We start from the raw sequence: 24,376 nt of genomic DNA, 5'->3' as shown, positions 1-24,376 counted from the left end.
CGGCCCGGCACCGGAACCCCTGGACCGGACCGCCGCCGGGGACATCCACCGATGCGAAGGAGACGACGTTGTTCACCGCGTTCACCGCGTGCACCCCGTGCCGGGCGGGCAGCCCGTGCAGCCCGGCCGATGCGGCCAGGACCGGCGAGGAGCAGCACTGATGCCGAGTCTGCCCGGGTTGTGGCTGCGCCACGAGACCCGCCCCACCGAGTGCCGGACCCCGCTGGTGCCCGCCGACGCCGCGCAGTTGGTGGCCCGGGGTGTGCGGATCACCGTGGAGGAGTCGCCGCAGCGCGCCGTCGAACTCGGCGAGTACGTCCGGGCGGGCTGCGAGACGGCGCCCGCCGGAAGCTGGCCGGCGGCGCCCGGCGACACCTACGTCCTCGGGCTGAAGGAGCTGCCCGACGAACCGTACGCGCTGCGCCACCGGCATATCTTCTTCGGCCACGCCTACAAGGGACAGCCCGGCGCCCGGGCCCTCCTCGGCCGGTTCACCGCGGGCGGCGGCGCCCTCCTCGACCTGGAGTACCTCACCGACGACGAGGGGCGCCGGGTGGCGGCCTTCGGCTACTGGGCGGGCTATGCCGGGGCCGCGCTCGCGGTGCTCCACCGGCGCGGGGCGCTGAAGACGCCGCTGCGGACCATGGACCGGGTCGAGCTGGACGGGCTGCTGCGGGCCGGGCTGCCGGAGGAGGCCGGCGGGGACGAGGCGCTGGTGATCGGGGCGCTGGGCCGCAGCGGACGGGGCGCCTGCGATGCGCTGGAGACCGCCGGGCTGACCCCGGTCCGCTGGGATCTGGCCGAGACCCGCGATCTGGACCGGGCGGCGCTGCTGCGCCACGGTCTGCTGGTGAACACGGTGCTGGTGACGCGCCCGGTGACACCGTTTCTGACCCCGGCGGATCTGGACGCCCCGGGCCGGCGGCTCTCGGTGCTCTCGGACGTCACCTGCGACGCGGGCTCGGAGTGCAATGTCCTGCCGGTGTACGACTCCGTCACCTCGTGGGAGCGGCCGGTGCGGCGGCTGCGCGGCGGGCCCCCGCCGCTGGACCTGATCGCCATCGACAATCTGCCGTCGCTGCTGCCCGCCGAGGCGAGCCGCGGTTTCTCGGCGGATCTCTGGCCGCAGCTGCTGAACCTGCCGGGGCCCGGGGCCTGGGGCCGCGCCCCGGACTGCCCGGCCTGGTCGCGCACGCTGCGCCGGTTCACCGAGGCCGTACTCGCCGCCCGTGTTGAGGAGGAATCCCGTGAACCGTGAACCACGCAGCCGTACCCCCGAAGCCCCGCGGCCCGCCCCCGCGAGCGGTGTCGTCCACTGGGTGGGGACCGGTCTCTCCACCGGCCGCAGCGGGCTCGGGCTGCTCTGCGGGCGGGCCCGGCGGGTGGTGCTGTGGGACCGTACGGCCGACCGGGCCGCCCGCCGGCTCGCCGCCCTCGGGCTCACCGGCCGGGCCGGGGCCCGCGGGCTCGAACCGGGCGCCCTGGCGGCCGCCGTGGGGCCGGGCGATGTGGTGGTGTCGATGCTGCCCGCGGCCGAGCACCCGGCGCTGCTGGACCTCGCGGCCGGACGCGGCGCCCATTTCGCCTGCACCAGCTACACCTCGCCCGAACTGGACCGGGGCGCCGCGGCGGGCGCCGGACAGGGTCTTGTGGTGCTCACCGAGGCGGGGCTCGACCCTGGCATCGACCATCTGCTGGCGCACGAGCTGGTCGAGCGGGCCCGGCGGGCGGTGGGCGACCGGGCGGCGACCGCCGTCTTCACCTCGTACTGCGGCGGCCTCCCGGCCGTGCCCAACGCTTTCCGCTACCGCTTCAGCTGGGCCCCCTACGGGGTGCTGGCCGCCCTCGGCACCCCCGCGCACTACGCCGAGGACGGCGCCTGGCGCACGGCCCGGCACCCGTGGCTGGCCACCCGCACGCTGACGCTGGCCGGGGAGGACTTCGAGGTCTACCCGAACCGCGACAGCGAGCCGTTCGCCGCCCAGTACGGCTTCCCGGACCACTGGCGGCTCGGCGGCTTCGTCCGGGGCACCCTGCGCAACGCGGGCTGGCGGGCGGCCTGGTCGGAGGTGTTCGCCACGGTACGGGCCGGGGACGAGGGCCGGACCAGGGCGCTGGCGAAGCAGCTCGCGGAGCGGTATCCGACGACGGAGGCGGACCGGGACCGGGTGGTGCTCCATGTGGCGCTGGACGTCACGGACCCGGACGGGACGCCCCGGTGGCGGGGCTCCCGGCTGCTGGACCTGACCGGGACGGCGGCGGAGAGCGCCATGGCCCGCTGTGTGTCGCTGCCGCTGGCGCTGGGGGTGGTCCGGGTCCTGGACGGGGCGCTGCGCCCGGGGCTGAACCGGGCGGCGGAAACACCCGCGGAGGCCGCCGCCTGGCTGGCGGCGCTCGCCGGGCACGGGCTGGCCGCGGCCGCGGAGGAGTCCGCGGCCCCGGGCGGCCCTGGCTCCCCGGACCCGGGCGGTCCCCGCGCCGCGACCGGCGCCCCGGACGCCTCCGGCACCGGCTTCCCCGGCGGCACCGCCGATCCGCTACGTCCCGCGTCCCGCACCGAGCGCGGTGCCCCGCCCGAAGGAGAGGTCCCCCATGGCGCATGAGCCCATACGCTCCGGTCCGGCCCACTACCGCTGCCTGGGAGTGGGCGCCGGACCGGCGAATCTGAGTCTGGCGTCGCTGCTGCACGGACGCCCGGAGGTGAACCACCTCTTCGTCGACCGCAAGAAGCGGTTCACCTGGCACGACGGGCAGCAGCTGCCCGGGAACACCCTCCAGGTCTCCCTCTTCAAGGACCTGGTGACCCTGGCCGACCCGGGGAACCCGTACTCCTTCCTCTCGTACCTCCACGAACACGGCAGGCTCTACCACTTCCTCAACGCGCAGTTCGACGCGGTCCCGCGCTCCGAGTTCCGCAACTATCTGGAGTGGGCGAGCCGGGTCAACGGCAATGTCGTATTCGGGGAGTCCGTCGAAGAGGTGTCCTTCGACGGGGTGTTCACGGTCGTCACGGACCGGCGGACGGTCACCGCGGACAACATCGTCATCGGGGTCGGCAGCCGGGCCTGGGTGCCGCCCCGGGCCCGCGGCGCCCTCGGCCCCACCCACTTCCACGTCAGCGACTACGCGACGGCCGGCCGCGATCTCGCCGGCCGCCGGATCGTGGTGATCGGCGGCGGCCAGTCCGGGGCGGAGGCCTTCCTCGATCTGGTCTCGCGCCCCGCCGGGGAGCTGCCGCGCCGGGTCTCGTGGATCTCCCGCCGGAACAACTACTTCCCCATCGACGATTCGCCGTTCACCAACGACTACTACATGCCGTCCTACGCCGACTACTTCTACGGTCTGGACCGGGAGACCCGGCACGCCTTCAACGAACGGCACGTCCTCACCAGCGACGGTATTTCGGAGAGCACGCTGCGCGATGTCTACCAGCGCGTCTACCTCCACCGCTTCGTCGAGGGCAATGTCGACCTGGTCGGGCTGCACCCGGGCCGCGAGGTCCTCGACGTCGCCCCCGGGGTCTACGGGGGCTGGCAGGTGTCGGCCCGCCACAACGACCATCCGGACTCCACCGAGCTGTTCGAGGCGGACGTGGTGATCTGGGCGACCGGTTTCCGGCCCACCCCGATGGACTTCCTCGCCCCGGTCGCGGACCGGCTGGAGCACGACGGCGACGAACTGCGGATCGACGAGGACTACGCGGTGTACTGGGACGGCCCCGAGGACCGGCGGATCTTCGTCCAGAACGCGGCGCGCGGCCAGCGCGGCCTCGCTGACCCCAATCTCAGTCTCAACGCCTGGCGGAGCCGGCGGATCGCGGACCGGCTGAGCAAGGTGGCGGGCAATGAGCAGATGCCGTCGTTCATCGAATGGGCGTCGAAACCGGGCCCCCGCGCGGGGGGCGCGTCGTGACCGGGCCCGGCGCGGCCGGCGCCCGGCCCCTGCCCGCTGTCGGCACGGACGGCGCCGGGGCCGCGGGTACGACGGATGTGGCCGTGGTGGGCGCCGGGGTGATCGGCACCCTGATCGCCCGGGAGCTGATCGCCGCCGAGCCCGGCACCTCGGTGACCGTCCTGGACCGGGAGCTGATCGCCGGGGGCGCCTCCCGCCGCTCGGCGGGCCTCCACTTCCCGCGCGGCGCGTCCCCGGCGGTACGGGCGATGGCCGCCGAGAGCCAGCGGTACTGGGCGGAGCTGGCCGCGGCCCGGCCCGGACTGCCCGTGCACCCGCTGCCGATGACGGTGGTCGCGTCCCGCGGCGCGGAGGCCGAGCTGCGGGAGGCGTATCTGCCGGAGGCCGGTCTGCGGCCGGCCCGGGAGCTGCCGCCGCAGCTCACCGCGGTGCCGGAGGGGTCGGCCTGCTGGACCGGGGAGGGCTGCCAGTACGCGGACGTGCCCGCGCTCACCCAGGCAGTCGCCGCCGAACTGCGGCCCCGGGTCCGGTTCCTCGAAGGGGTGGGGGTGACCGGTGCGGCCCCGGGCCCGGCGGGGACCGTACTGACCCTGGGCTCCGGCGGGACGCTGACCGCGGCCCGTACCGTGCTGGCACCCGGCCCCTGGACGGCGCACCCCGCCTGGCGGGAGCTGCTGGCACCGCTCGGGATCCGGGTGAAGAAGATCGTCGCCCTCCATCTCGAACTGCCGCCGTCCCCGGACGACGGCGCGATCGTCTTCCACGACGAGGACGCGTTCCTGCTGCCGTACCGGCACCGCGGGCACTGGCTGTTCAGCTACACCTGCCGGGAGTGGGACGTCGACCCGGACTCCGTGGACCCCGGGGTGTCCGCCGTCCACCGCGCCGAAGCCGTCGCGGTGCTGCGGCGGTACGCCCCCGGACTCGCGGACCGCTGTGTATCGGGCCGGGTGTTCTGCGACGCCTACAACCCGGCCGGAGGACCGCTGGTCCGGCCGCTGACCGGCGACGGAAACCTGCTGTTCGCGGGGGCCGCCGGGGGCTCGGGCTACCGGCTGGCCCCGGCGATCGCCGCGGAGACCGTACGCCTGCTGACGAAACGGCCCGCGGGCCGCCCCCCGAGCACCACCGACCTCTCCCGGAACCGGAACCAGGGGCCATCATGATCATCAGCCGTTATGACGAGAGTGTGCTGCACGAGGCGTTCGGCATCGGGATGAGCGGTGTCGAGGGACTGGGGGTCGGCGCGGGCTGGGGCCGGGTGGCGCCCGGCCGGTCGTCGGCCGCCCACCAGCACGACGAGACCGAGTTCTTCGTGATCGTCGCGGGCCGGGGCGAGTTCACCGTCGACGGCCGCCGCCACCCCGCCGAACCGGGTGTCCTCGCCCTCTTCGAACCCTTCGAAACCCATGTCCTCACCAACACCGGCTCCACCGACCTGGTCTTCCTCACCCAGTACTGGCGGGACTCCCGCCGGGCCGTCGCCTCCTCCGGCGACCGGCGGCGGACGGCCTTCGGGGACCGGCCGGTGTTCGTGTTCTCCACCCCGCCGACCCCCAACGGCGATCTCCACCTCGGCCACCTCTCCGGCCCCTATCTGGGCGCCGACGCCTATGTCCGGTTCCAGCGGATGAACGGCGCGGACGCCTGGCATCTGACCGGCAGCGACGACTACCAGAGCTATGTGGTGGGCGCGGCGCGGGCCCGCGGCGAGAGCCCGGCCGAGACCGCCGCCCACTACAGCGCCGAGATCCGCCGCACGCTCGCCCTGATGGACATCGTCCCCGACCAGTACACGGTCACGGACACCGCGCCCGGCTACCGCGACGGGCTGCGGGACTTCTTCTCCCGGCTGGTCGCGTCGGGCCGGGTGTCGGTCGCCGAACGGGACGCCCTCTTCGACGCCGTCACCGGGGGCTATCTGTACGAGGTCGACGTCAGCGGCGGCTGTCCCGGCTGCGGCGCGGGCAGCGGCGGCAATATCTGCGAGGAGTGCGGCGAGCCCAACACCGTCGCCGACCTCACCGCGCCGCGCTCCGCGCTGTCGGAGGCGGAGCCGCTGCGCCGCCCGCAGGCCCGCTGGTCGCTTCCGCTGCACGAGTTCGGCCCCGAGGTCGCCGAACACCATCGCGCGGGCCGGGTCCCGGCCCGGCTCCGGGAGCTGGCGGCCCGGCTGTTCGCCCGGCCGTCGCTGGACGTCCCCGTCAGCCACCCCGCCGACTGGGGCGTACCCCCGGCCGAGAACGGCACCGGCACCGACGGGCAGGTCATCTGGGTCTGGCCGGAGATGAGTTACGGATTCCTGCACGGCATCGAGGCCCTGGGCAACCGCGTCGGCCGGGAGTGGCGGGCCGCCGCACCCGACGGCGACTGGAAGATCGTCCACTTTTTCGGCTACGACAACAGCTTCTACCACGCGGTGCTGTACCCGGTGCTCTACCGGCTCGCCCACCCCGGCTGGCGGCCCGATATCGACTACCACGTCAACGAGTTCTATCTGCTGGAGGGCGCCAAGTTCTCCACCAGCCGGCGGCACGCGATCTGGGGCAAGGAGATCCTCACCCCCGAATCCGTCGACGCCGTCCGCTACTTCCTCGCCCGCACCCGGCCGGAGGAGGAGCGCACCGACTTCCGGCGCGCCGCCTTCGAGCGGACCGTCGACACCACCCTGATCGGCGGCTGGCAGCGGTGGCTGGGCGGACTCGGGGAGCGGATCGCGAAGGAGTACGGCGGCAGCGCGCCCGACGCCGGGACCTGGACGCCGGAGCACTCCGCGTTCCTGGCCCGGCTCGGCGGCCGGCTCGCCGCCGTCACCGGCGCCCTGCGCTCCGACGGCTTCTCCCTCAACCGGGCGGCCGCCGAACTCGACGGGATCGTCGAGGACACCCGCCGCTTCTCCCGGCAGGAGTCCCCGACCGCGCACGACGACGCGTGGCGCTCCGAGTCCCGTACCGCGATCGCCCTGGAACTGGCCGCGGCCCGGCTGCTGGCGCATACCGCCGTACCCGTCATGCCCCGCTTCGGCGCGAAACTGGCCGCTGCCCTGGGGCTGCCGGAGCCCGCCGACTGGCCCACGACCGTCGAACTCGTCCCGCCGGGAGCGGAGATCCGTCTCGCGGACACCGTGTTCTTCCACCCCGCCGCGGCGGCCGGGGAGGGTGACCGATGACGGAGGGGACCCTGGGGCGGATCGTCTCCGGCCCCCCGGACCGCGGCGGGCGGATCGCCTTCGCCCGGCTGACCCGTACGGAGCGGCTCCCCCTCACCGAGCTGTACCGCCGCTCCGGGCTGGTCGCCCGGCTCCTCCTCGACCACGGGGTACGGCCCGGCGACCGGATCGGGATCCTCGCCGCCAACGGCCCCGAATGGGTGCTGCTCGATCTGGCGGCGCTGCGGATCGGGGCGGAGACCGCGGGTTTCGAACCCGGCAAGTTCACCCCCGGTGGACTCGTCGCACGGTACGGCCTGCGGCTGCTGTTCACCGACCGGCCCGAGGCCGCGGGCCTGCCCGGGACCGTATCGACGGACGAGGTCAGCGCCGCTGCGGCCGGGCCCGGCGACGGCGGCCCGCTGCCGCCCGCCGCCTGGGAGCCGAAGTCCGTCACGACCGTCAAGTTCACCTCCGGCAGCACCGGCGAGCCCAAGGGCCTCGGGGCCACCGCGGGCAGCGTCGACAGCTCCCTCCGGGCCGTACAGCAGATCTTCCGGCACGGCCCCGGGGACGACCTCTTCGTCTTTCTGCCGCTCTCCCTGCTCCAGCAGCGGTACTGGGTCTACTCGGCGCTGCTGTACGGGCACGATGTCACCGTCTCCACCTACGAGGCGGCGTTCGCGGCGCTGCGCCGGGTGCGGCCGACGGTGGTGATGGGCGTGCCCGCGTTCTTCGAGACCGCGAAACGCCAGATGGAGAACCGGCTCCGGCGCTCCGGCGCCACCGGCGGACAGGAGCTGCGGGACGCGGGCCGGGCCGTGTTCGGTGACCGGATCCGCTATCTGTGGACGGGTTCGGCGCCCGCATCGCCCGGCATGCTGCGCTTCCTCACCGAAGCCGGACTGCCGATCTACGAGGGGTACGGGCTCAACGAGACCTGCATCGTCACCAAGAACCACCCGGGGGCCCACCGGGAGGGCAGCGTCGGGCGGGTGCTGCCCGGCAAGGAGGTGCTGATCGGGCCCGACGGTGTCGTCTCCGTCCGCAGCGACCACCCCGTCAACGACCACTACGCCTATGCCGCCCCCGGCGACTCGGAGAAGATGTTCCGCCCCGGCGGTATCGTCCGCACCGGTGATCTGGGCCGGGTCGACGAGGACGGCTTCCTGTACATCCAGGGCCGCGCCGACGACGTCATCGTCCTCGACAACGGGAAGAAGGTCGTGGTCCGGCCGGTGGAGGAGGCCCTGCGGGCCGATCCCGCGGTCGCCGAATGCGTGGTGTTCTGCCCCGGCCAGACCGAACTGGTCGCCGTGGTCTCCCCGGCCGCGGTCCCCGCCGACCGGACCGCGATCTCCGCACATCTGGAGCGGACGAACGCCCGGCTCGCCGCCGACGAGCGGATCAGCCGGGCGGTCGTCGCCGACGAGCCGTTCTCCATCGGCAACGGCCTGCTCACCTCGCAGTACAAGCCGAGACGTGCGCGGATCCTCGACGCCTACCACGCCGCCGTCCACGACCCCTCGGAGGGAATCCATGCCCGTTGACCTCGCGTCGCTCGAAACCACGGCCCGGGAGCAGCTCTGTGCCGTACTGCTGCGGCCCCCGGCCCCCGCGGCCCTCGACCTCGACGCCGATCTGGTCGGCTCCTACGCACTGACGTCGCTCAACAAGGTCCTCTTCCTGACCGAGCTGTGCGACGCTACCGGCGTCGACCTCGCCCACTTCACCGAGGACGACCTGGAAGGGATGCACACGCTGCGACACGTCACCGAAGCACTGGCCCGACACTCGACCGAGGGGAATCCACAGGCATGAGCTGGGCGGAACAGGCGCCGGCCGTTCTGGAGAACGCGCACGTACGTCTCCATCCCGTGACCGAGGACGACCGCGAGGGCGTCCGGGCAGTCGCGATGGACCCCGCCATCTGGCGGTACTTCGTGGCCGCCGTCCACGACGACAACGATTTCAAGGTCTTCTTCGACAGCGCGCTCGCCGATACCGCGGCCGGGCGCCGGATCGTGTTCGTCGTCACCGACAAGGAGTCGGGCCGGATCGCGGGCAGCATGTGCTACGGCAATCTGGCCGAGGCGGACGCCCGGCTGGAGATCGGCTGGTCGTGGCTGGGCCGCGACTTCCGCGGCAAGGGCGTCAACCGGCACGTGAAGTGCCTGCTCCTGGAGCACGCCTTCGAACGGCTCGGCGCGGAGCGCGTCGAGTTCAAGACCGACGTCCTCAACGAGCAGGCCCGGCGCGGACTCGTGAACATCGGCGCGACGGAGGAGGGCGTGCTGCGTTCCTTCAACTACATGCCGGGCGGGCGGCGACGGGACGCGGTGTACTACAGCATTCTGAAGGCGGAGTGGCCGGCTGTGAAGGAACGGCTCACCGCGGCGGACTGACCCGGGCCGGTGCCGACAGGGGCACCGGTCACCGGCACCGGCCTGCATGGCACAGCACGGAACTGCACGGAACTGTACGGAACAGCGCGGAACAGCACGACAGTCACCGGCCGTACGCCGTACGACCGGCCCCGACCTCCGAGGAGGCGTCCCCCTCGTGTTCGACTCCCTGCTTCTGAAGAAGTTCAACAGGCTCCGCGCCCGGAACCTCGGCTACGAGTCCCCGCTGACCGGCTGGGACGCCTTCGTCGACTCCTCGGAGTACGAGGAGCGGACCTTCCGCGACGGCGAGGAGCTGAACCGGGTCGTCGAGGCCTCGTACATCGACTTCATGGGCGGGCCCCGCACGGTCGCCGCGATGGGCCGGTTCGCCCGGCGCTTCCCGCGGACCGGGACCCGGATCCTGTCACTGCTGACACCGCATCTGTTCCGCTGGCTGGTGGGACCCATGGAGCGGACGGGCCCGGACCGGATGCGGATCACCAGCTGCACCTTCCTGACGAGTACGTCGCCCAGGATGTGCCACCGGCTCTGCAAGGTCCCGACGGAGAAGTACTTCACCGAGAAGGTGTTCGTCCCGCTGACGCTGGTGCCCGATGTGAAGGCCGCGACCTGCGAGGTCACCTTCACCCCGTACACGCCTCCGGAGCGCCGGGCCCCGGAGGCGTGAACGGCGGCACCGTTCAGCGGCGGCCGCGGAGCCTCGCCCAGGGGGTGAAGGCGAAGACCGCGCCGCCCAGCAGGACCACGGACCCGGCGACGAGGGCGAGGGCGCGCAGGGTGCCGTGGTCGCCGCCGCCGGTATCGGCGAGCCCGCCGCCGCTCGTGGTGGGCCCGCCGCTGCTGGTGGGCCCGTCGGCGCCGCCCCCGGTGGTGCCGCCGTCCTGCTGCTGCGTGGACAGTTCCAGGGAGACGGCGGCGGTGCCCTTGACCGTGCAGGGGATGACGATCTTCTGGCCGCCGAGGGTGACGTCGATGGTCAGCTTGCCGGGGCTGAGGGTGGACCTGCCGGTGGCCCCCGGTTGGTACATACCCTTCAGCTCACCGATGCCGACGGGCTTCCCCGCCTGGACGGGCGCCTTGTTGGGCTCTCCGACGACGGTGACGGTCCCCTGGTCGGCACCTTGGACGACGACGGCCATGGACCCCTTCATGGCGCCCGCGGGCAGCGGGGCCGGGCTGTTCATCACGGAGTCGCCGGTCCTGACGGTGAGCGCGTAGCCACCGGCCTGTTTGCGGGCGCTGACGGTGATCGGGGCCTGGATGCTCGCCGGGCCCGGGGGCGTACAGGTGTAGGTGGTCCGGACGGTCTTCCCGGGGAAGTCGACGGGCCCGGCGCCGCCGCCGGTGCTGCCGCCGCTCGTCGTGGTCCCGCTCGTCGTACCGCCGCTCGTCGTGGTCCCGCCGGATGCGGTCGTACCTCCGGAACCGGACGTCGTACCCCCGGAACCGGACGTCGTACCGCCCTCCGTCACTCTGATCCTCGCCGCGACCGGCACCGCCTCCTTCGGGGCGCACTGGGTGTCCGTGGAGATGGGCCGGTTGACGTTGATCGTGTACTTGTCGGGGGTCAGGGTCAGTTCCCCGGCCGTCCGGAGCGTCAGTTTCGCCTTCATATCGGAGAGCACCATGGGGCTATTCTTCGGGATCGCCGGGTTCTGCCGGGGCCCTTCCACGTTCAGCGTGCCGGTGGCCGCTCCGCCGAGTGTGATCGTGCCGCTGGGTTTGACGGTGTCCTTGCCGAGGTCGAGGACGTCGGGGTTCTTGGACGCGGCCTGGACGGTCTTCCAGACGATCTCCACCTCGTCTCCGACCTTCGCCTCCGCGGGCGCGGTGATCAGCGCCTTGGTGGTGCCCCGTACCGGTGGCAGCCCCGAGATCGCGGGCGGGATGCACTCCGTGGCGTACGCCGCCTCGGCGGCCCCGGCGGGTCCGGCGGTGAGCACGAGCCCCGCGCCGCCGAGCATCAGCGCGACCGCGGCCGCGCTCGTCCTCCGTCGCCTGCTCACGATGGTCCCTTCGTCGTGGGTCGGGTACTGGACGGTGCGGAGTCGGGGGTGAACCACGGCAGGGCGCCGGGTACCGGTTCATCGGCAGCAGCGGCGGCCGGGCGCCCGCGGCGGAACAGGGCCGAAGCGGCGGCCCGGTGGCGGCCGGGACCACGTGCGGCGGGGGCGGCCGGGCGGAACCGGTCGACGACCGCCATTCCCGTACGGAACAGGGCCACGGGGACGACGACCGCGAGCAGCACCCAGAAGAGCGTGACGCCCCACGGCCGTCCGACCGCCCACGGCTGCCCGGCGATCACCTTGCCGCCGTAGCGGACGGAGACCTCGTAGTCGCCGTGGGCGCCGGCGGCGAGTTCGACGGGCAGTTCGACGAGTGCTTTCCCGCCGGGCGGGATCGTGCCGCGCCACTGCCGCTCCTCCCACTGCGGTGCGTAGACGCCGTGGGAGGTGCCGAGGTCGAAGACGGGGTCCTTGACGGGGGTGGTGCCCAGATTGCCGACGGTGAAGACGAGCCGCCGCGACGGCGGGGCGCCGAAGAACACCAGGATGCCCGAGTCCCCTTCGAGGCGGGTGGTCGCCAGGACGGCGAGGCGCCCGGTGCCGGCCGGTTCCGGCAGCGGGGCGGTCGGGTGTCCGGTGATCGCCAGTTCGGCGTCGGCGGTGGCCCGTTCACCGGTGGCCGCGGCCACGTGGACGACGCAGGGGCAGGGTTTCGGTGGTGCGGCGGCGGTGAGCCGGAGGCTGAAGGCGCCGCGGGCGTCGGTGGTGACGGCCCGGCCTGCGGCGTTGGCGCAGGAGTTGGTACCGCCGATCATGTTCTGGCCGCAGACCAGCAGGGTGAGCAGGGTCGCGGGCCGCCAGCCGGTGCCGCTGACGGTGAGTTCGGTGCCCTGGGCGGCGCGGGGTGCGGAGAGCGTGACCGCTGGTTTCTCCTGGGCGGCGGCGGGCGCGGCGGCGACGGCTGCGGCGACCAGCAGGGCGAGCAGGGCCGGCAAGGCCGACAGGGTGCGGCAGAAGTCCTTCACTCTCGGGGTCACGGGTTCGCCTCCGTCGCTCGCGGGCGGGTGCGGGATCGGCGCAGGCGGCGTATCCCGGCGAAGAGAAGGACGACCGTGCCGGTGAGGGCGGCGGCCGTCGCGGGCCGGGATACGAAGGTGGTGGTGGACGCGGTGGCTTCGGCGCGGATGCCGATGTCCTCGTTGAGATCGACTGCGGTGACCCGGACGGAGACGGCGTCCAGGAAGGGGCGTCCGCCCCAGGTCTCGGTGCGGGTGGCCCGGTGGCCGGGGAGGAGTTCGGCGGGGGTGGTGCGGGCGGTGCGGCGGTGGGCGGTGCCGAGGAGGCCGTCGGCGGACAGCTCCACCCGGGGCCGCAGGACGGTGTTGCCGCGGTTGACGAGGGTGTAGCGGACGGTGGGGCCTTCGGTGCTGACGTCTTCGACGGAGAGCGCGGCGACGGCGGGGCCGGTGATCCGGAGGTGGAGCCGGACGGCGGCGGTGCGCCCGGCGGGTCCGGTCGCGGTGGCCGTGACGGCCGTGGTGCGTTCACCGGGGGGTGTGCCGGGCGGGACGGTGACCGTCAGGGGGATGTCGGCGCGGGTGCGCGGGGGCACGGTGACGGTGGTCGCGGCGAGCGCCACCCAGGCGCCGGTCCCGAGCCGGACGGTCAGGGGTGCGGCACCGGGGTTGGCCAGGGTCAGCCGGTCCTCCAGTACGGCGCCGGGCGCGCCCTCCGCGTAGACGTACGGCCGTCCGGCGCCGGGCGCGGGCGCCAGGGTCCAGCCGGGAGCGGCCTGGGCGGGCGGGCCGAGGAGACCCGGCAGCAGGACCGCCAGGGCGGCGGTGCGCAGACGGGCCGCCATGGTTCAGGCGGCGGGGCGCCGGGCGCCGCGGCGGGTCAGCCAGAGGACTCCGGCGGCACCGCTGAGGACGACGGTTCCGCCGAGGGTGGCGAGGGCGGCGGCGGAGTCGAGGGGCCCGGTCCTGGGCAGTTCACCACCGCCTGCCGCAGCACCGCCGGACGCACTGTCCTGCTCCCCTCCCCCACCGGCCGCCGTCACATCGAGTTCCAGCGCGGGCCCGGGGTTGTTGGTGGGTTTGCAGAGCGTCTTGGTGCCGAGGGCCGTGATGGTCAGCTCCCCGGCGGTGAAGGTGACCTTGCCGCTCTTCGTCGGAGTCCAGGTCCCGGTGAGCCTGCCGATGGTGATGGGCGAGTTGGCGGGCACCGCCTGCGGATTGGGCACACCCTTGACGGCGACCTGCCCGGACCCGGCCCCGCCGACGATGAGCCGGGCGCTCGGGTTCATGGCGCCCTTGCCGAGTTCGATGGGGCTGGACGAGACGCCCTTCTCGAAGGACATGGTGATCCGGTAGCCGCTGCCGCTCTTCTCGGCCGTGATGCCGACGGGCGAGACCGCGCTCTTGACGCCGATGGGTGTTGCGCAGCGGTAGTTCACATCGACGACGGCGGCCCGTGCGGCGGGGGCGGCAAACAGCACCACCGGCCCCGCGACCGCGGCGACCGCGAGAGCGGCTCGTGTCCGGTACGTCACCTCGTGCCCCTTCCACCAGAACTGACGGAACATCAGATCGCCGGTCAAGGTACGCCGGGCACCCGATGGAAGGAAGACACAGAGCGCGTCTTGTTGACGCGCTCTCCAAAGACGCCGCCATGCGGCGGCAGCAACCGGCCCCGGGGGCGGCCGCGCAGCCGCCCGTAGGCGAGGGAGCGGCCTGGCCGCGTGCGCTCAGCCCCCGTTCCGCGCCAACAGGCCCTCGACCAGACGCTCCAGCGCTTCGGCGGCCGCGGCACCGGCGGAGTTGAGCCAGAAACCGGGAACGCGGTCTAGGGCATGGCCAGTTCGGCCCAGACCGTCTTGCCGGGGGCGCCCGGGGTGCGGACCACGCCCCAGTCGAGGCAGAGCCGCTGGACGATGAACATGCCGTGGCCGCCGGGGCGGCCGGCCCGGTGCGGGGTGCGGGGGGCCGGCTGGCCCGCGCCCCCGTCGGAGACCTCCAGGCGCAGCACCTTGCCGTCGCAGGCGACCCGCAGTTCGTCGGGGCCGTCCGCGTGCAGGCAGGCGTTGGTGACGAGTTCGGAGACGACGAGGAGTACGTCTTCGGCGGCGGCCCGGCGGTCGGCGGAGGCGGCGGGCAGCCAGCCCCAGTCGTAGAGCGCCTGGCGGGTGAAGTCGCGGGCGAGCGGCACGATCCCGGCGGCGCCGGCCAGCGCCAGCCGCCGCGCCCTGCGCACGGGGCGGGCGGCCTCGTGCGGCGCCGGGCGGCGCTCCCCGTACGGTGCCGCGGTGTCGTACGGCGCGGTGGGGGCGCTGCGCCCCCCGGCGTCGCTCGGCTCGGGGCCGAGGTCGCCCGGCTGCGGCCGGGTGGTGCTCATCGGCGCTTCACCTCACCCAATCACCAGATCGCCTGCTTGCTGGACATCAGAGTGCCCGACGGTGCACGCTCCGTGCGGGACCTGTGGAAACTCTTCTGCCCCGCGGATCAGTGACAACACTCACCCGTGCCGTCGAAGGAAAAACCTGCGGAATCGCGCGGGAGGTGCTGCTCAGCGGCCGAGGGCCGCGTCGACGGTCTCGTGGAGGGTGAAGACCGCACCCGCCCCGGTGATCTCCAGCACCCGGGCCACCACCGGTTGCATCGCGGCCAGATGGACCCCGCCGCCGGCGGCCTCGGCTTTGAGCCGGGCGGTCAGCAGGACGTTCAGTCCGGTGGAATCGCAGAATGCGAGCTGAGAGCAGTCGAGGACGAGCCGGGAACGCCCTTCGGCGAGTGCCTCGTCCAGCGGGACTCGGAGCAGTTCGGCCGTATGGTGATCCAGCTCACCGGCCGGTGCGATGACCGCGCTGCGGCCCTCGGTCCTGACCTCGACCCGGAGGCGGCCCTGACTGACGCCGCCCATGGCGGTACCGCGGTCCATGTACGCCCCTTCGCGCCTGTGATGTGCCCCGAACCTTACGCCTTATCGGCGCGCCCCAGCCATGCGGCACCCCCCAGAAAGCTCAACAAAACAGACATAAGCCTCAATTAACATTTGCATCTACCCGGGATAACCGGGTAGGGCTTGTAAGGACAACGCTACGAGACCGTCCCACGACCGGCATTGGAGGCGCCGCTCACCGCAGCTCGCACTGGGCTTCGGCAGCCATATGCCGAGAACGATGGAGGAGACGCATGTCACCCCGGCTCGACGCAACGGTTACCCCCACCACCGCGCCGACGGCAGAAACATCCGTAACACCGAACGCAGCAACGGCCGCCACGGCGGCGCCCGGCACGGCCCCCGTGCCCCCGGCGGCCACGGACACCGCCGCCCCGCAGGACCCGCTCGCCGATCTCGGCCTTTCCGGGATCCCCCTCGACGAGGTCGCTCCGCTCGACGCGCGAGCCCTGTCGAAGACGCTCTTCGCCCGCCTCCAGGAGCTGGAGGAGGGCACCCACGAGTACGCGTACGTCCGCAACACCCTCGTCGAACTCAACATCGCCCTGGTCAAGTTCGCCGCCTCCCGCTTCCGCACCCGCAGCGAGCCGATGGAGGACATCGTCCAGGTCGGCACGATCGGCCTGATCAAGGCGATCGACCGGTTCGAGCTGGCGCGCGGAGTGGAGTTCCCCACCTTCGCGATGCCGACGATCATCGGCGAGATCAAACGCTTCTTCCGGGACACCAGCTGGTCCGTCCGGGTTCCGCGCCGCCTCCAGGAGCTGCGCCTCGACCTCGCCAAGGCCGGTGACGAACTCGCCCAGCGCCTCGACCGCTCCCCCACGGTCGCCGAACTGGCCGAGCACCTCGGGCTCTCCCGCGAAGAGGTGGTGGAGGGCATGGCCGCGAGCAACGCCTACACGGCCAGCTCGCTGGACGCCCAGCAGGAGGAGGACGACAGCGAGGGCACCCTCGCCGACCGGATCGGCTACGAGGACCACGGTCTGGAAGGCATCGAGTACATCGAGTCCCTCAAGCCCCTCATAGCGGGTCTTCAGCCGCGGGACCGTAAAATCCTGTCTCTGCGCTTCGTCGCGAACATGACGCAGTCGGAGATCGGTGAGGAACTCGGCATCTCCCAGATGCATGTGTCCCGCCTGCTCTCCCGCACGCTGGTGCGGCTGCGCAAGGGACTGACGCTGGAGGAGTGACGCCGGACCGACCGTCCGGCGCCACGGCCGCCGGACGGCACGGCGCGGAGCCGCCCGCTCCGCCCCTGACGCGCAGGGTCCCTCCCGCCCGGGAGGGGCCCTGCTCCGTCGTTGTCCGTTCGTCATTGACGGAGCGCCCGGAGTGGTCCACATTGGCGACGGGTTCTTGGGGGGACGGAAATGGCTCAAGGGGAGGGCCGGCCTTCGTCCGTTTCATCCTCGGCGCCGTACGCGGCGATCGAGGAGATGATGCGGGCCAGGCTGGGCCGTGAATGTCTGTACGTACCGTCGTGCCGGCTCGGCATGTACCTGGCACTGCGACACTGGGTGAAACCGGGCGGCCGGGTGCTCATGGCACCGGTCAACGACGACGTCATCTTCTTCGTGGTGCTCGCGGCCGGACTCCGGCCGGTGATGGCCCCCGTCCATCACGAGGACGGTTCCATCGACATGGCCGCCATCCCGGACTCCACCTGGGAGGGCCTCTCCGCCGTTCTCACGGTCAATATCTACGGCAACCCCGACCCCGTCATGGAGCTGCGTTCCCGCTGCCATCTGATGGGTATCCCGCTGATCGAGGACTGCGCCCACGCCATCGGCACCAGCGTCGGCGGACGGCTCGTCGGCACCTTCGGCGAGGCGTCCACCTACAGCCTCGGCAAGCACCTCGGCGCCAGGACCGGCGGCATCCTGTCGATCGCCGACCCGTCGCAGCGCCGCGCCCTCGAAGCGGCCAGGGACGAACTGCTCTCCCCGGGAAGCTTCCTCTCCGAGCTGGCGTACGGCATCCGCCCCTATCTGGAGACCGCGGTACGGGGACTGCGGCTCACATCGCTGGCATGGGCCGTGGTAAGGATGCTCGGGATGGAGGAGCGCGGCCCCGAGATCCGGATGCCGCTCCGCGCCGCACGGCTGGTGGAGGCCCTCAACCACACCCCGTCGCTGCTCCCCTTCAACGACTGGGTGAAGGTGGACATGCACGACTACCGGATGCGGCCGGGCCCCCTGCGGCTCCGCCGCACCGAACGGATGCTCGCCGAACTGGACACCCTGCTGCGGGCCTACCGCGAGGGGACGGCCAAGCTGCTGGCCTCCCGCTGGGCGATCAGCCGGCCCGGCCCCGTACAACCGCTGTTCCAGGTGCCGCTGCTGGTCGAGGACCGGGAGGGGACCAGGGACCTGCTGCACCGCAACCGGATCAACACCGGCTATCTCTACGACCCGCCGCTCGACGTGTACGCCGCCGCCTTCACCGAACACTCCCGGACCCCCGAGGCCGCCGAGTGGTTCGGCCGGCACGCGATGCCCGCCGATCCGCTGAAGGCGGACCGGATCCTCAAGGTCCTCGACCGGGCCGGGGTGGCCCCCGCGCCGCCGTTCTCCCCCCGCCAGGTCACCCGGCACCCGCTGTCGACCGGCCGCAAGGTGCGGCGGCCGTCGTCACGCACCCTCACGACCGAGGCGTTCAGCAGCTTCCCCACCTTCCCCGAGGCCCCGGCCGCCCCCGGCCCCGTCACCGTCGCCGTCCCGGCGGACAACACCCCCGGCACCCCCAGCACCCGCGGCACCTCGGCCCCGGCCGGTCCGCCCGGCTACCACGAGCAGTCCACCATGCAGCTCCGCGCGGCCGATCTGCTCCCCGGGGACCACACGGTGCAGATACGGACCCCGGCCGCCCCGGGTCACTTCCCGGACGAGCCGCGTGCCTGACACCGACACCACCCAACTGCGCATCCCGCCGGACCCCTCCGACACCATGATGCTGCGCCGGGTCCCGTGGTCCGCGGCCGTCGCCGCACCCCACCGGCCGCCCCCCGGCAACGGCGAAGGCGACGGCGGAGGCAGCGGTACGGAGGACGACAGCGGCGGCGACTCCCTCTTCCGCAACGCCTACGCCCTGATGCTGTCGACCGCCGTATCGGCGGCCCTCGGGCTCGGCTTCTGGCTGGTCGCCGCCCGTTTCTACTCGAAGGAGGCCGTCGGCGAGGGCTCCGCCGCCATCGCCGCGATGCGGCTGCTGGCCTCGGTCGCCGCCACCACGATGATCGGCGCGGTGGTGCGGTACGTGCCCCGCGCCGGGCGCCGCACCGGTCCGCTGGTGTGGCGGATGTACGTCGTCGCCTCCGTCGTCGTCGCGGTCGCTTCGACCGGCTTCCTGCTGACCCTGCCGCTGTGGGGCGAATCGTACGAACCACTGGGCGGGCTCTGGCCCGGACTCTGCTTTGTGCTCTCCTGCGTCGGCTGGGCGCTGCTGACCCTCCAGGACGGGGTGCTCACCGGGCTCCGCCAGGCCTTCTGGGTGCCCCTCGGCAACGCCGTGTTCTCCATCGGCAAGCTGCTGCTGCTCGCCGCGTTCGCGGGCGCGCTGCCCGTCCTCGGGATCTTCGTCTCCTGGGGCGCGGCGATCGCCCTGTCGACGGTGCCGCTGGCCTGGCTGATCTTCCGGAAGTTGATCCCCCGCCAGGCCGCCGCCGACCGGGACCGCGAACCGCCCCGGCTGAAGGAGATCGGCCGCTTCCTCGCGGGCGACTCGGTCGGCGCGATGTTCTCCCTGGCGATGATCAACCTGCTGCCGGTGATGGTCGCCGTCCGCTTCGACTCCACCCTCAACGGCTACTTCTACATCGCGTACACCGTCGGCGGCACGATGGAGTTCATGGCCATCAACATGGCCTCGTCGCTGACCGCGCACGCCTCCCACAGCCCCGAGACGCTCGCCGCCGGAGTGCGCGGGGCGCTGCGCCGGATGGCGCTGCTGCTGGTGCCGGTGGTCGGGATCCTGGTGGTGTTCGCGCCGCTGATCCTCGCCCCGTTCGGCTCGTCGTACGCGGAGAACGGCACCACCGTGCTGCGGCTGCTGGCCGCGGCGGCGCTGCCCCGGGTCGCGGTCGAGCTGTACATCGGCGTGCTGCGGGTCCAGGGCAGGACGGGCATGCTCGCCGTCGTCCAGGGGCTGATGTGCGCCATGGTGCTCGGCAGCGCCGCGATGCTGACCGGCCCGGCGGGTATCGCGGGCGCGGGCTGGGCGATGCTGCTGTCCATGCTGGTGATGGCCGTGGTGGTGGCGCCCGGTCTGCGCGGCGCGCTGGCGGGCCGGGAGCCCGAACCGTCGAAGCTGTGGACGCGGCTGGTCGCCCGGGGCGCCGCGAAGGAGGCCGAGTACGGCACGGACTGGGCGCGGAAGACCGCCGAGCGGCGGGAGCGGGTGGCCCGGGACGAGGAGGAGTACGGCGCGGCCGCCTACGGGTGGAGCGGCCACGATACGGCGACTCCCGCGTTCGGCATCCCCGTCTTCGTACCGCCCGAGCCGAAGGAGACCGCGCCCGTCACCGGCCCGGCGGCCCCGGCGGGACCCACCGAATCGCGGATCGCGCTCGCCCTCTGGCTGCTCCTCGGGCTCGCGGCGGCGCTGTTCTGGGGTCCGCTGCTGTCGGCGCCCGACCTTCCCGCGGCCCAGGTGCTGTCGGGCAAGGAGCTGCTGAAGGCGCTGCCGCCGCTGACGGTCACCGCGGTGGTGCTGCTGATCGTGGTGCACAGCGCCGCGCTGTCGCTGCTCCGGCCGCGGACCGGACTGCTGTCGGCGGCGATGCTGATGACGTTCGCCGCACTGCACACCGCGCCCGCCGCCCTGGGCTGGGAGCCGGAGCCGGTGGACGGCGCCCTGTACGAGACGGTGGCGCGCTTCCTGGGCGCGGCGGCCGGTTTCGGGGACACCGAGGGCCTGTTGCGCTGGCTGCCGACGGTCGCGCAGTTGCTGCTGCTGGTGGCCGCGGTGGCCGTACTGCGGACCCTGACGGTGCCCGAGCCCGCCCAGTGGGGGATTCTGTGGGTGCTCACGGTGTGCGGCTGGGCGCTCCAGCGTCCGCTGGCCCCGGTCGCGCTGCCGCTGTATCTGGCGGTGGCCGTTCTCGCCGCGGTGCTGGTGTGGCGGGCCGTACGGCGGTCCCGTACCCCTGCCGCGGCTTCCGGACGGCCGGACGCGCGGGCCGGGCGGGCGGGCGATTGACGTGTCGGGACCGGCGACGGCGGCACACCGCGGGCGGCAGTGAAGCCGTGCCGTACGAAAGCCGTGCCGTACCGAAGCAGTGCCCGCGAGCCGTGCCCTACCAAAGCAGTGCCGTACCAAAGCAGTGCCGAAGCCGTGCCGTACCGAAGCCGTACCGAAGCAGTGCCCGATAGCTGTGCCGTACTCCCCGAGCTGTGTCGAACTCTGAGCAGGACCGAGAACCATCCGAGGTGAAGCGTGCGACGACCACCCACCGAATCCGGCAGACCGGTGCCGCAGCCGGGTCCCGGCCGCCCCGACCCCGGCGGTCGGCGCCGGCGGACCGGCGGAACGGCGGGAGCCGGGGTGGACCAGCCGACCATGGGGCTCTCCGTGGCCGGTCTGCGCGCCGCGGTGGCCGCCGCCCCGGCGCCCGGCGGCCCGGACGGTGAACCGGGCGGGCCCCGGCGGCCCGGCCGCCTCCCGGGTGTCGAGATACCCGACCGCCGCACGCTGATCACCCTGGCCGCCCCGCTCGCCGTCGCCCTGCTGCTGTGGGCGATCGCGGTGGCCACCGTCGACGTCTCCGACCTCTCCGCCTTCGGCCTCACCAAGGAACTCCCGCTCGTCTACTGGCTGGGGCTGGCCGTTCTGACGGGCGGCTTCTGGTACTGCGTCCGCGATCCCCTGCGCAGCAACGTCTGGCCGCTGGCGTACACCGTCGGTCTGCTGGTCTTCGAACGCGCCACCCAGGCCGTGGTCTATCCGACCCCGCTGTACGCCTGGGCCTGGAAGCACGACGCCGTCATCGAGCACCTGATCGACGCGGGACGGCTCCAGCGAGGCCCCGAACTCGCCGAGATGGCCGTCTACGACCAGTGGCCCGGCTTCTTCGCCGCCCAGGCCGCGGTGGTCAAGCTGACCGGGGCGGAGAACGCGCTGGCGTTCATGGCCTGGTGGCCGCTGCTCTCCAGCCTGCTGATGGTGCTGCCGCTGCTGCTGATCTACCGCACCTTCACCCAGGACCGGCGGCTCATCTGGACCGGCGTGTGGATCTTCTCCGTGGCGAACTGGGTGGGGCAGGACTACTTCTCGCCGCAGTCGATGGCGTTCCTGCTCTATCTGGGTGTGATCGCGGTGGCGCTGCGCCGGGCGGAGGCGCCCGCGCCGGGCCGCCGGGCCCGGCAGATCGTCTGGACCGCGCTGCTGGTGCCGCTGATCGCCGCGATCGTGGTCTCCCACCAGCTCACCCCCGTGATGCTGGTGGTCAGCCTGGCGGCGCTGTGCGTGATGGGCCGCTACCGCGACTGGACCCTGGTGATCGTCCTGATCCTGGTCTTCGCCGCCTGGAACCTCACCGCATCGCTGCCGTTCCTCCGCCAGGCCGTGCCCGACATGATCAAGTCCTTCGGGGATGTCACCAGCAATCTGGAGCGGGGCTACGGCTCGGTGCCGACCGGCAGCGGGGCGCTCTTCGCCTCCTGGGCGGCGCGGATCCTGTCGGCGCTGGTGGTCCTGCTGGCCGCGGCCGGGGTCTTCCTCGGCGGAAAGCCGCTGCGGACCCGGGCCCGGCCGCTGCTGCTGCTCGCCGGGGTGCCGCCGCTGCTGGCCATCGCCAACGGCTACGGCAGCGAGATGATCTTCCGGGTGCTGATGTTCATGCTCCCGTTCCTGGCGTTCTTCGCGGCCGCCGCGCTGCTGCCGGTGCCCCGGGCCGCCGGGACCTCGCGGGCCGCCGCGGGCGCCGAACGGCCGCGGCCCGCGAACGGCGTACGGTACGGGCTGGTCCCGGCCGTGGTGCTGACGGTGCTGACCGCGCTGTTCGTCCCGAGCTATATGGGCAAGGACCGGCTGAGCTACTTCCCGCCGGACGAGGTGAAGCTGGTCAAGGACCTGCTGCGGACGGCCCCGAAGGGCTCCATGGTGGTCGCGGCACACCGCAACTACCCCGCCGCCTACGACCGGTACTGGGACGTGAGCCACTACTGGTTCCTCGACGACGCCAAGTTCCATGTGGACCAGATCGTGAAGGAGCCGGCGAAGACGCTGGCGAGTGATATGTCCGGGGTCCGGGCGCCGGGCGAGGCGTACTTCCTCTACACCCGCGCCCAGGTGGCGAACTCGGAGATGAACGGGCTGCTCACGGTCGAGCAGATGCAGAGCATCGAGAAGGACGTGGCGGCGTCGCCGCTGTTCGAGAAGGTCGCGAGCAACAGCGCCGGGGCCGTGTACCGGCTGAAGAGTTCGGCGGGGAGGGCGTCATGAGACCCGGCAACGGTTGGGACGACGAAGGCGACGGGGCGTCGCGGGAACGGGAACGGGAGCAGGAACGGGAGCAGGAACGGGAGCAGGAACGGGAGCAGGAACGGGAACGGGAGCGGTTCCCGGAGCCGTACGGGACGGACGGAGGCGGCTGGTTCGCCTCCGGCAGCGGCGACGGGCCCCGCCCGGGGGCCGGGCCCGAGGGCTCCGCCCGCTACGGTACGGGGCCCGAGCCCGGGATCCTGCCGGTCCCGAAGCGCGCGCCCGGCCGCAGACGCCGCCCGGAGCCCGGGGCAGGGTCGGGGGATTCACCGGCGCCCGGGTACGGCACCGGGGACGGGACCGGCACCGGCGAGGCGCCCCGGGCCGACAGCCCGCCCGCGCCCGGATACGGCACCGGGGACCTGCCGGGCGCCCTGCCCGCGACCGGCCGACGGCGCCGTCCGGGATCCCCGCTCGGGGCCGGGTCCGACACCGGGGACCTGCCCGCGCCCGAGGCCCCGCCCGGTGCCGGGCCCGGGCCCGGCACCGGAGGCCTTCCCGCGCCCGGCCGCAGGCGGCGTCCGGGGTCCGCGACCGGCACCGGTTCCGACACCGGTTCCGACCATGGGGGCCTGCCCGGCATCACGCCCGCGAACGGCACCGGAGCCCGTCCGGAACCCGGGTCCGGGGCCGAGCCCCGGTCCGGCTCCGGCTCCGGAACCCCGGCCGACAGCCCGTTCCCGCCCGTGGCCGGGCCACGGCGGAACCGGCGGGCCGACCGCTTCCGGGCCGGGAACGGCGAGGTCCCCGTACCACCGCCGTACCCGTCCCCGGCACCCCCGGCACCCCCCGTACCGCCGCTCTCTCCCCCGCCGGAGGCGGCCCCGCGCCGCGCCCGACGGGCCGACCGCCCCGGGCCCCCGCCGGGTGAGGGACCCGGCACGGCTCTGTTCCCGCCCCTCTCTCCCACGCCGGAGGCGACCCCGCGGTCCCTCCCCCGCGAGTCCCCCGCCGTCCGGTTCGGCCCGGTCGCCGCCGGGCTCGTCGCCCTGCTCGCGACCTTCCTCCCGGACGGGAACCCGCTGCGCTGGCTGCCCGTTGTGCTGTTCCTCGTCGCCGGTCCCGGTATCGCCGTCCTCCGGGTCTGCGAGCCCCGGCTGCGCCGGGACAGCGCGGTCGGCCCCGAAGACGACTGGGAACACGGGTTCAGCCGCGATTCCGACCGGCTCGAACTGCTGATGCTCGCCGTGTTCCTGAGCGTCTCCCTGGTCGTGCTCGGCGCCACCGCGCTGATCGCGCTGAAGTTCTTCAGCGGTACGGGTCTGCTGCTGCTCCTCACCGGCACGACGGCGGTCGCCGCCGCATGCCCGAGGCTTCCCGAGGGCAGACATCGGTACGAAACACCCGGAACACCGCCCCAGGAGGGGTGAATCCGCCCCGGCAGGGGGCGGCCCGGACCCCGAGGGAAGGCCGATCAGCGCACGTGATGAACCACGGAAGGCTGTGGGCACTGTCCACAGCCC

20 protein-coding genes are annotated in these 24,376 nt (G+C 73.3%); 14 read left to right on the top strand and 6 right to left on the bottom strand.

Annotated elements, in window-relative coordinates:
- Positions 1–160: 160 nt before the first annotated feature.
- From ACIQ9E_RS24910 to ACIQ9E_RS24870, 9 genes are all read left to right on the top strand, one after another.
- Complete coding sequence (locus ACIQ9E_RS24910; protein ID WP_403710505.1) at positions 161–1,258, top strand: saccharopine dehydrogenase; 1,098 nt, start codon at positions 161–163, stop codon at positions 1,256–1,258.
- Positions 1,248–2,603 carry a saccharopine dehydrogenase C-terminal domain-containing protein gene (locus tag ACIQ9E_RS24905; protein WP_403710503.1) on the top strand — a complete coding sequence of 452 codons (1,356 nt, stop codon included), beginning with the start codon at positions 1,248–1,250 and terminating at the stop codon, positions 2,601–2,603. Before ACIQ9E_RS24910 ends, ACIQ9E_RS24905 begins: the two co-directional genes overlap by 11 nt.
- The gene (locus ACIQ9E_RS24900) at positions 2,593–3,912 is read left to right on the top strand and encodes a lysine N(6)-hydroxylase/L-ornithine N(5)-oxygenase family protein (protein WP_403710501.1); all 1,320 of its coding nucleotides are present in this window, start codon (positions 2,593–2,595) and stop codon (positions 3,910–3,912) included. The genes ACIQ9E_RS24905 and ACIQ9E_RS24900 overlap by 11 nt, the downstream gene beginning before the upstream one ends.
- Positions 3,913–3,989: 77 nt before the next feature.
- Positions 3,990–5,078, top strand: a complete 1,089-nt coding sequence (locus tag ACIQ9E_RS24895; protein ID WP_403710627.1) for an NAD(P)/FAD-dependent oxidoreductase — start codon at positions 3,990–3,992, stop codon at positions 5,076–5,078.
- Positions 5,075–7,081, top strand: coding sequence for a class I tRNA ligase family protein (locus ACIQ9E_RS24890; RefSeq protein WP_403710499.1), 2,007 nt, complete (start codon positions 5,075–5,077; stop codon positions 7,079–7,081). The genes ACIQ9E_RS24895 and ACIQ9E_RS24890 overlap by 4 nt, the downstream gene beginning before the upstream one ends.
- Entirely contained in the window at positions 7,078–8,610 is a 1,533-nt protein-coding gene (locus ACIQ9E_RS24885) for an AMP-binding protein (protein ID WP_403710497.1), read from the top strand. The genes ACIQ9E_RS24890 and ACIQ9E_RS24885 overlap by 4 nt, the downstream gene beginning before the upstream one ends.
- Entirely contained in the window at positions 8,600–8,881 is a 282-nt protein-coding gene (locus tag ACIQ9E_RS24880) for an acyl carrier protein (protein ID WP_403710495.1), read from the top strand. Before ACIQ9E_RS24885 ends, ACIQ9E_RS24880 begins: the two co-directional genes overlap by 11 nt.
- On the top strand, positions 8,878–9,465 hold the full coding sequence (locus ACIQ9E_RS24875) for a GNAT family N-acetyltransferase (protein WP_403710493.1): 588 nt from the start codon (positions 8,878–8,880) through the stop codon (positions 9,463–9,465). Before ACIQ9E_RS24880 ends, ACIQ9E_RS24875 begins: the two co-directional genes overlap by 4 nt.
- 157 nt (positions 9,466–9,622) lie before the next feature.
- Entirely contained in the window at positions 9,623–10,135 is a 513-nt protein-coding gene (locus tag ACIQ9E_RS24870; protein WP_403710491.1) for a beta-carotene isomerase domain-containing protein, read from the top strand.
- A 13-nt stretch (positions 10,136–10,148) separates the two neighbouring features.
- Here the strand turns inward: ACIQ9E_RS24870 and ACIQ9E_RS24865 are convergent, their stop codons facing one another.
- From ACIQ9E_RS24865 to ACIQ9E_RS24840, 6 genes are all read right to left on the bottom strand, one after another.
- A complete protein-coding gene (locus ACIQ9E_RS24865; protein WP_403710625.1) occupies positions 10,149–11,432 on the bottom strand; it encodes a hypothetical protein in 1,284 nt (427 codons plus the stop codon).
- A 38-nt stretch (positions 11,433–11,470) separates the two neighbouring features.
- Complete coding sequence (locus ACIQ9E_RS24860) at positions 11,471–12,511, bottom strand: neocarzinostatin apoprotein domain-containing protein (RefSeq protein ID WP_403710489.1); 1,041 nt, start codon at positions 12,509–12,511, stop codon at positions 11,471–11,473.
- A complete protein-coding gene (locus ACIQ9E_RS24855) occupies positions 12,508–13,335 on the bottom strand; it encodes a hypothetical protein (RefSeq protein WP_403710487.1) in 828 nt (275 codons plus the stop codon). Before ACIQ9E_RS24855 ends, ACIQ9E_RS24860 begins: the two co-directional genes overlap by 4 nt.
- A gap of 3 nt (positions 13,336–13,338) precedes the next feature.
- Positions 13,339–14,058, bottom strand: a complete 720-nt coding sequence (locus ACIQ9E_RS24850; RefSeq protein ID WP_403710623.1) for a peptidase — start codon at positions 14,056–14,058, stop codon at positions 13,339–13,341.
- Positions 14,059–14,318: 260 nt separating this feature from the next.
- On the bottom strand, positions 14,319–14,867 hold the full coding sequence (locus ACIQ9E_RS24845; RefSeq protein ID WP_403710485.1) for an ATP-binding protein: 549 nt from the start codon (positions 14,865–14,867) through the stop codon (positions 14,319–14,321).
- A 171-nt stretch (positions 14,868–15,038) separates the two neighbouring features.
- Positions 15,039–15,410 carry an STAS domain-containing protein gene (locus ACIQ9E_RS24840; RefSeq protein WP_403710483.1) on the bottom strand — a complete coding sequence of 124 codons (372 nt, stop codon included), beginning with the start codon at positions 15,408–15,410 and terminating at the stop codon, positions 15,039–15,041.
- Between the two features lie 254 nt (positions 15,411–15,664).
- Between ACIQ9E_RS24840 and ACIQ9E_RS24835 the strand changes: the two genes are divergently transcribed.
- The 5 genes from ACIQ9E_RS24835 to ACIQ9E_RS24815 all read left to right on the top strand — a co-directional run bounded on the left by ACIQ9E_RS24835 (position 15,665) and on the right by ACIQ9E_RS24815 (position 24,283).
- A complete protein-coding gene (locus ACIQ9E_RS24835) occupies positions 15,665–16,624 on the top strand; it encodes an RNA polymerase sigma factor SigF (RefSeq protein WP_403710481.1) in 960 nt (319 codons plus the stop codon).
- A gap of 303 nt (positions 16,625–16,927) precedes the next feature.
- Positions 16,928–18,334, top strand: a complete 1,407-nt coding sequence (locus ACIQ9E_RS24830) for a DegT/DnrJ/EryC1/StrS family aminotransferase (protein WP_403710479.1) — start codon at positions 16,928–16,930, stop codon at positions 18,332–18,334.
- Positions 18,335–18,380: 46 nt separating this feature from the next.
- The gene (locus ACIQ9E_RS24825; protein ID WP_403710621.1) at positions 18,381–20,630 is read left to right on the top strand and encodes a lipopolysaccharide biosynthesis protein; all 2,250 of its coding nucleotides are present in this window, start codon (positions 18,381–18,383) and stop codon (positions 20,628–20,630) included.
- A gap of 345 nt (positions 20,631–20,975) precedes the next feature.
- Positions 20,976–22,874: a glycosyltransferase gene (locus tag ACIQ9E_RS24820; protein ID WP_403710477.1), complete on the top strand. Its 1,899-nt coding sequence runs from the start codon at positions 20,976–20,978 to the stop codon at positions 22,872–22,874.
- Positions 22,871–24,283 carry a hypothetical protein gene (locus tag ACIQ9E_RS24815; protein WP_403710475.1) on the top strand — a complete coding sequence of 471 codons (1,413 nt, stop codon included), beginning with the start codon at positions 22,871–22,873 and terminating at the stop codon, positions 24,281–24,283. Before ACIQ9E_RS24820 ends, ACIQ9E_RS24815 begins: the two co-directional genes overlap by 4 nt.
- Positions 24,284–24,376 lie beyond the last annotated feature (93 nt).

This window comes from Streptomyces sp. NPDC094448 (assembly GCF_044763775.1).
Taxonomy (GTDB): domain Bacteria; phylum Actinomycetota; class Actinomycetes; order Streptomycetales; family Streptomycetaceae; genus Streptomyces.
The sequence above is the reverse complement of the archived record's forward strand: the minus strand, read 5'-3'. Positions and strand labels throughout refer to the sequence as shown.

Bases quoted from the DNA above. Each gene is read 5' to 3' on its own strand.
- ACIQ9E_RS24840 (WP_403710483.1), bottom strand. From the start codon at position 15,410: ATGGACCGCGGTACCGCCATGGGCGGCGTCAGTCAGGGCCGCCTCCGG.
- ACIQ9E_RS24890 (WP_403710499.1), top strand. From the start codon at position 5,075: ATGATCATCAGCCGTTATGACGAGAGTGTGCTGCACGAGGCGTTCGGC.
- ACIQ9E_RS24875 (WP_403710493.1), top strand. From the start codon at position 8,878: ATGAGCTGGGCGGAACAGGCGCCGGCCGTTCTGGAGAACGCGCACGTA.
- ACIQ9E_RS24830 (WP_403710479.1), top strand. From the start codon at position 16,928: ATGTACCTGGCACTGCGACACTGGGTGAAACCGGGCGGCCGGGTGCTC.
- ACIQ9E_RS24880 (WP_403710495.1), top strand. From the start codon at position 8,600: ATGCCCGTTGACCTCGCGTCGCTCGAAACCACGGCCCGGGAGCAGCTC.
- ACIQ9E_RS24845 (WP_403710485.1), bottom strand. From the start codon at position 14,867: ATGAGCACCACCCGGCCGCAGCCGGGCGACCTCGGCCCCGAGCCGAGC.
- ACIQ9E_RS24855 (WP_403710487.1), bottom strand. From the start codon at position 13,335: ATGGCGGCCCGTCTGCGCACCGCCGCCCTGGCGGTCCTGCTGCCGGGT.
- ACIQ9E_RS24910 (WP_403710505.1), top strand. From the start codon at position 161: ATGCCGAGTCTGCCCGGGTTGTGGCTGCGCCACGAGACCCGCCCCACC.
- ACIQ9E_RS24865 (WP_403710625.1), bottom strand. From the start codon at position 11,432: ATGCTCGGCGGCGCGGGGCTCGTGCTCACCGCCGGACCCGCCGGGGCC.
- ACIQ9E_RS24825 (WP_403710621.1), top strand. From the start codon at position 18,381: ATGATGCTGCGCCGGGTCCCGTGGTCCGCGGCCGTCGCCGCACCCCAC.
- ACIQ9E_RS24835 (WP_403710481.1), top strand. From the start codon at position 15,665: ATGTCACCCCGGCTCGACGCAACGGTTACCCCCACCACCGCGCCGACG.
- ACIQ9E_RS24885 (WP_403710497.1), top strand. From the start codon at position 7,078: ATGACGGAGGGGACCCTGGGGCGGATCGTCTCCGGCCCCCCGGACCGC.
- ACIQ9E_RS24815 (WP_403710475.1), top strand. From the start codon at position 22,871: ATGAGACCCGGCAACGGTTGGGACGACGAAGGCGACGGGGCGTCGCGG.
- ACIQ9E_RS24850 (WP_403710623.1), bottom strand. From the start codon at position 14,058: ATGTTCCGTCAGTTCTGGTGGAAGGGGCACGAGGTGACGTACCGGACA.
- ACIQ9E_RS24900 (WP_403710501.1), top strand. From the start codon at position 2,593: ATGGCGCATGAGCCCATACGCTCCGGTCCGGCCCACTACCGCTGCCTG.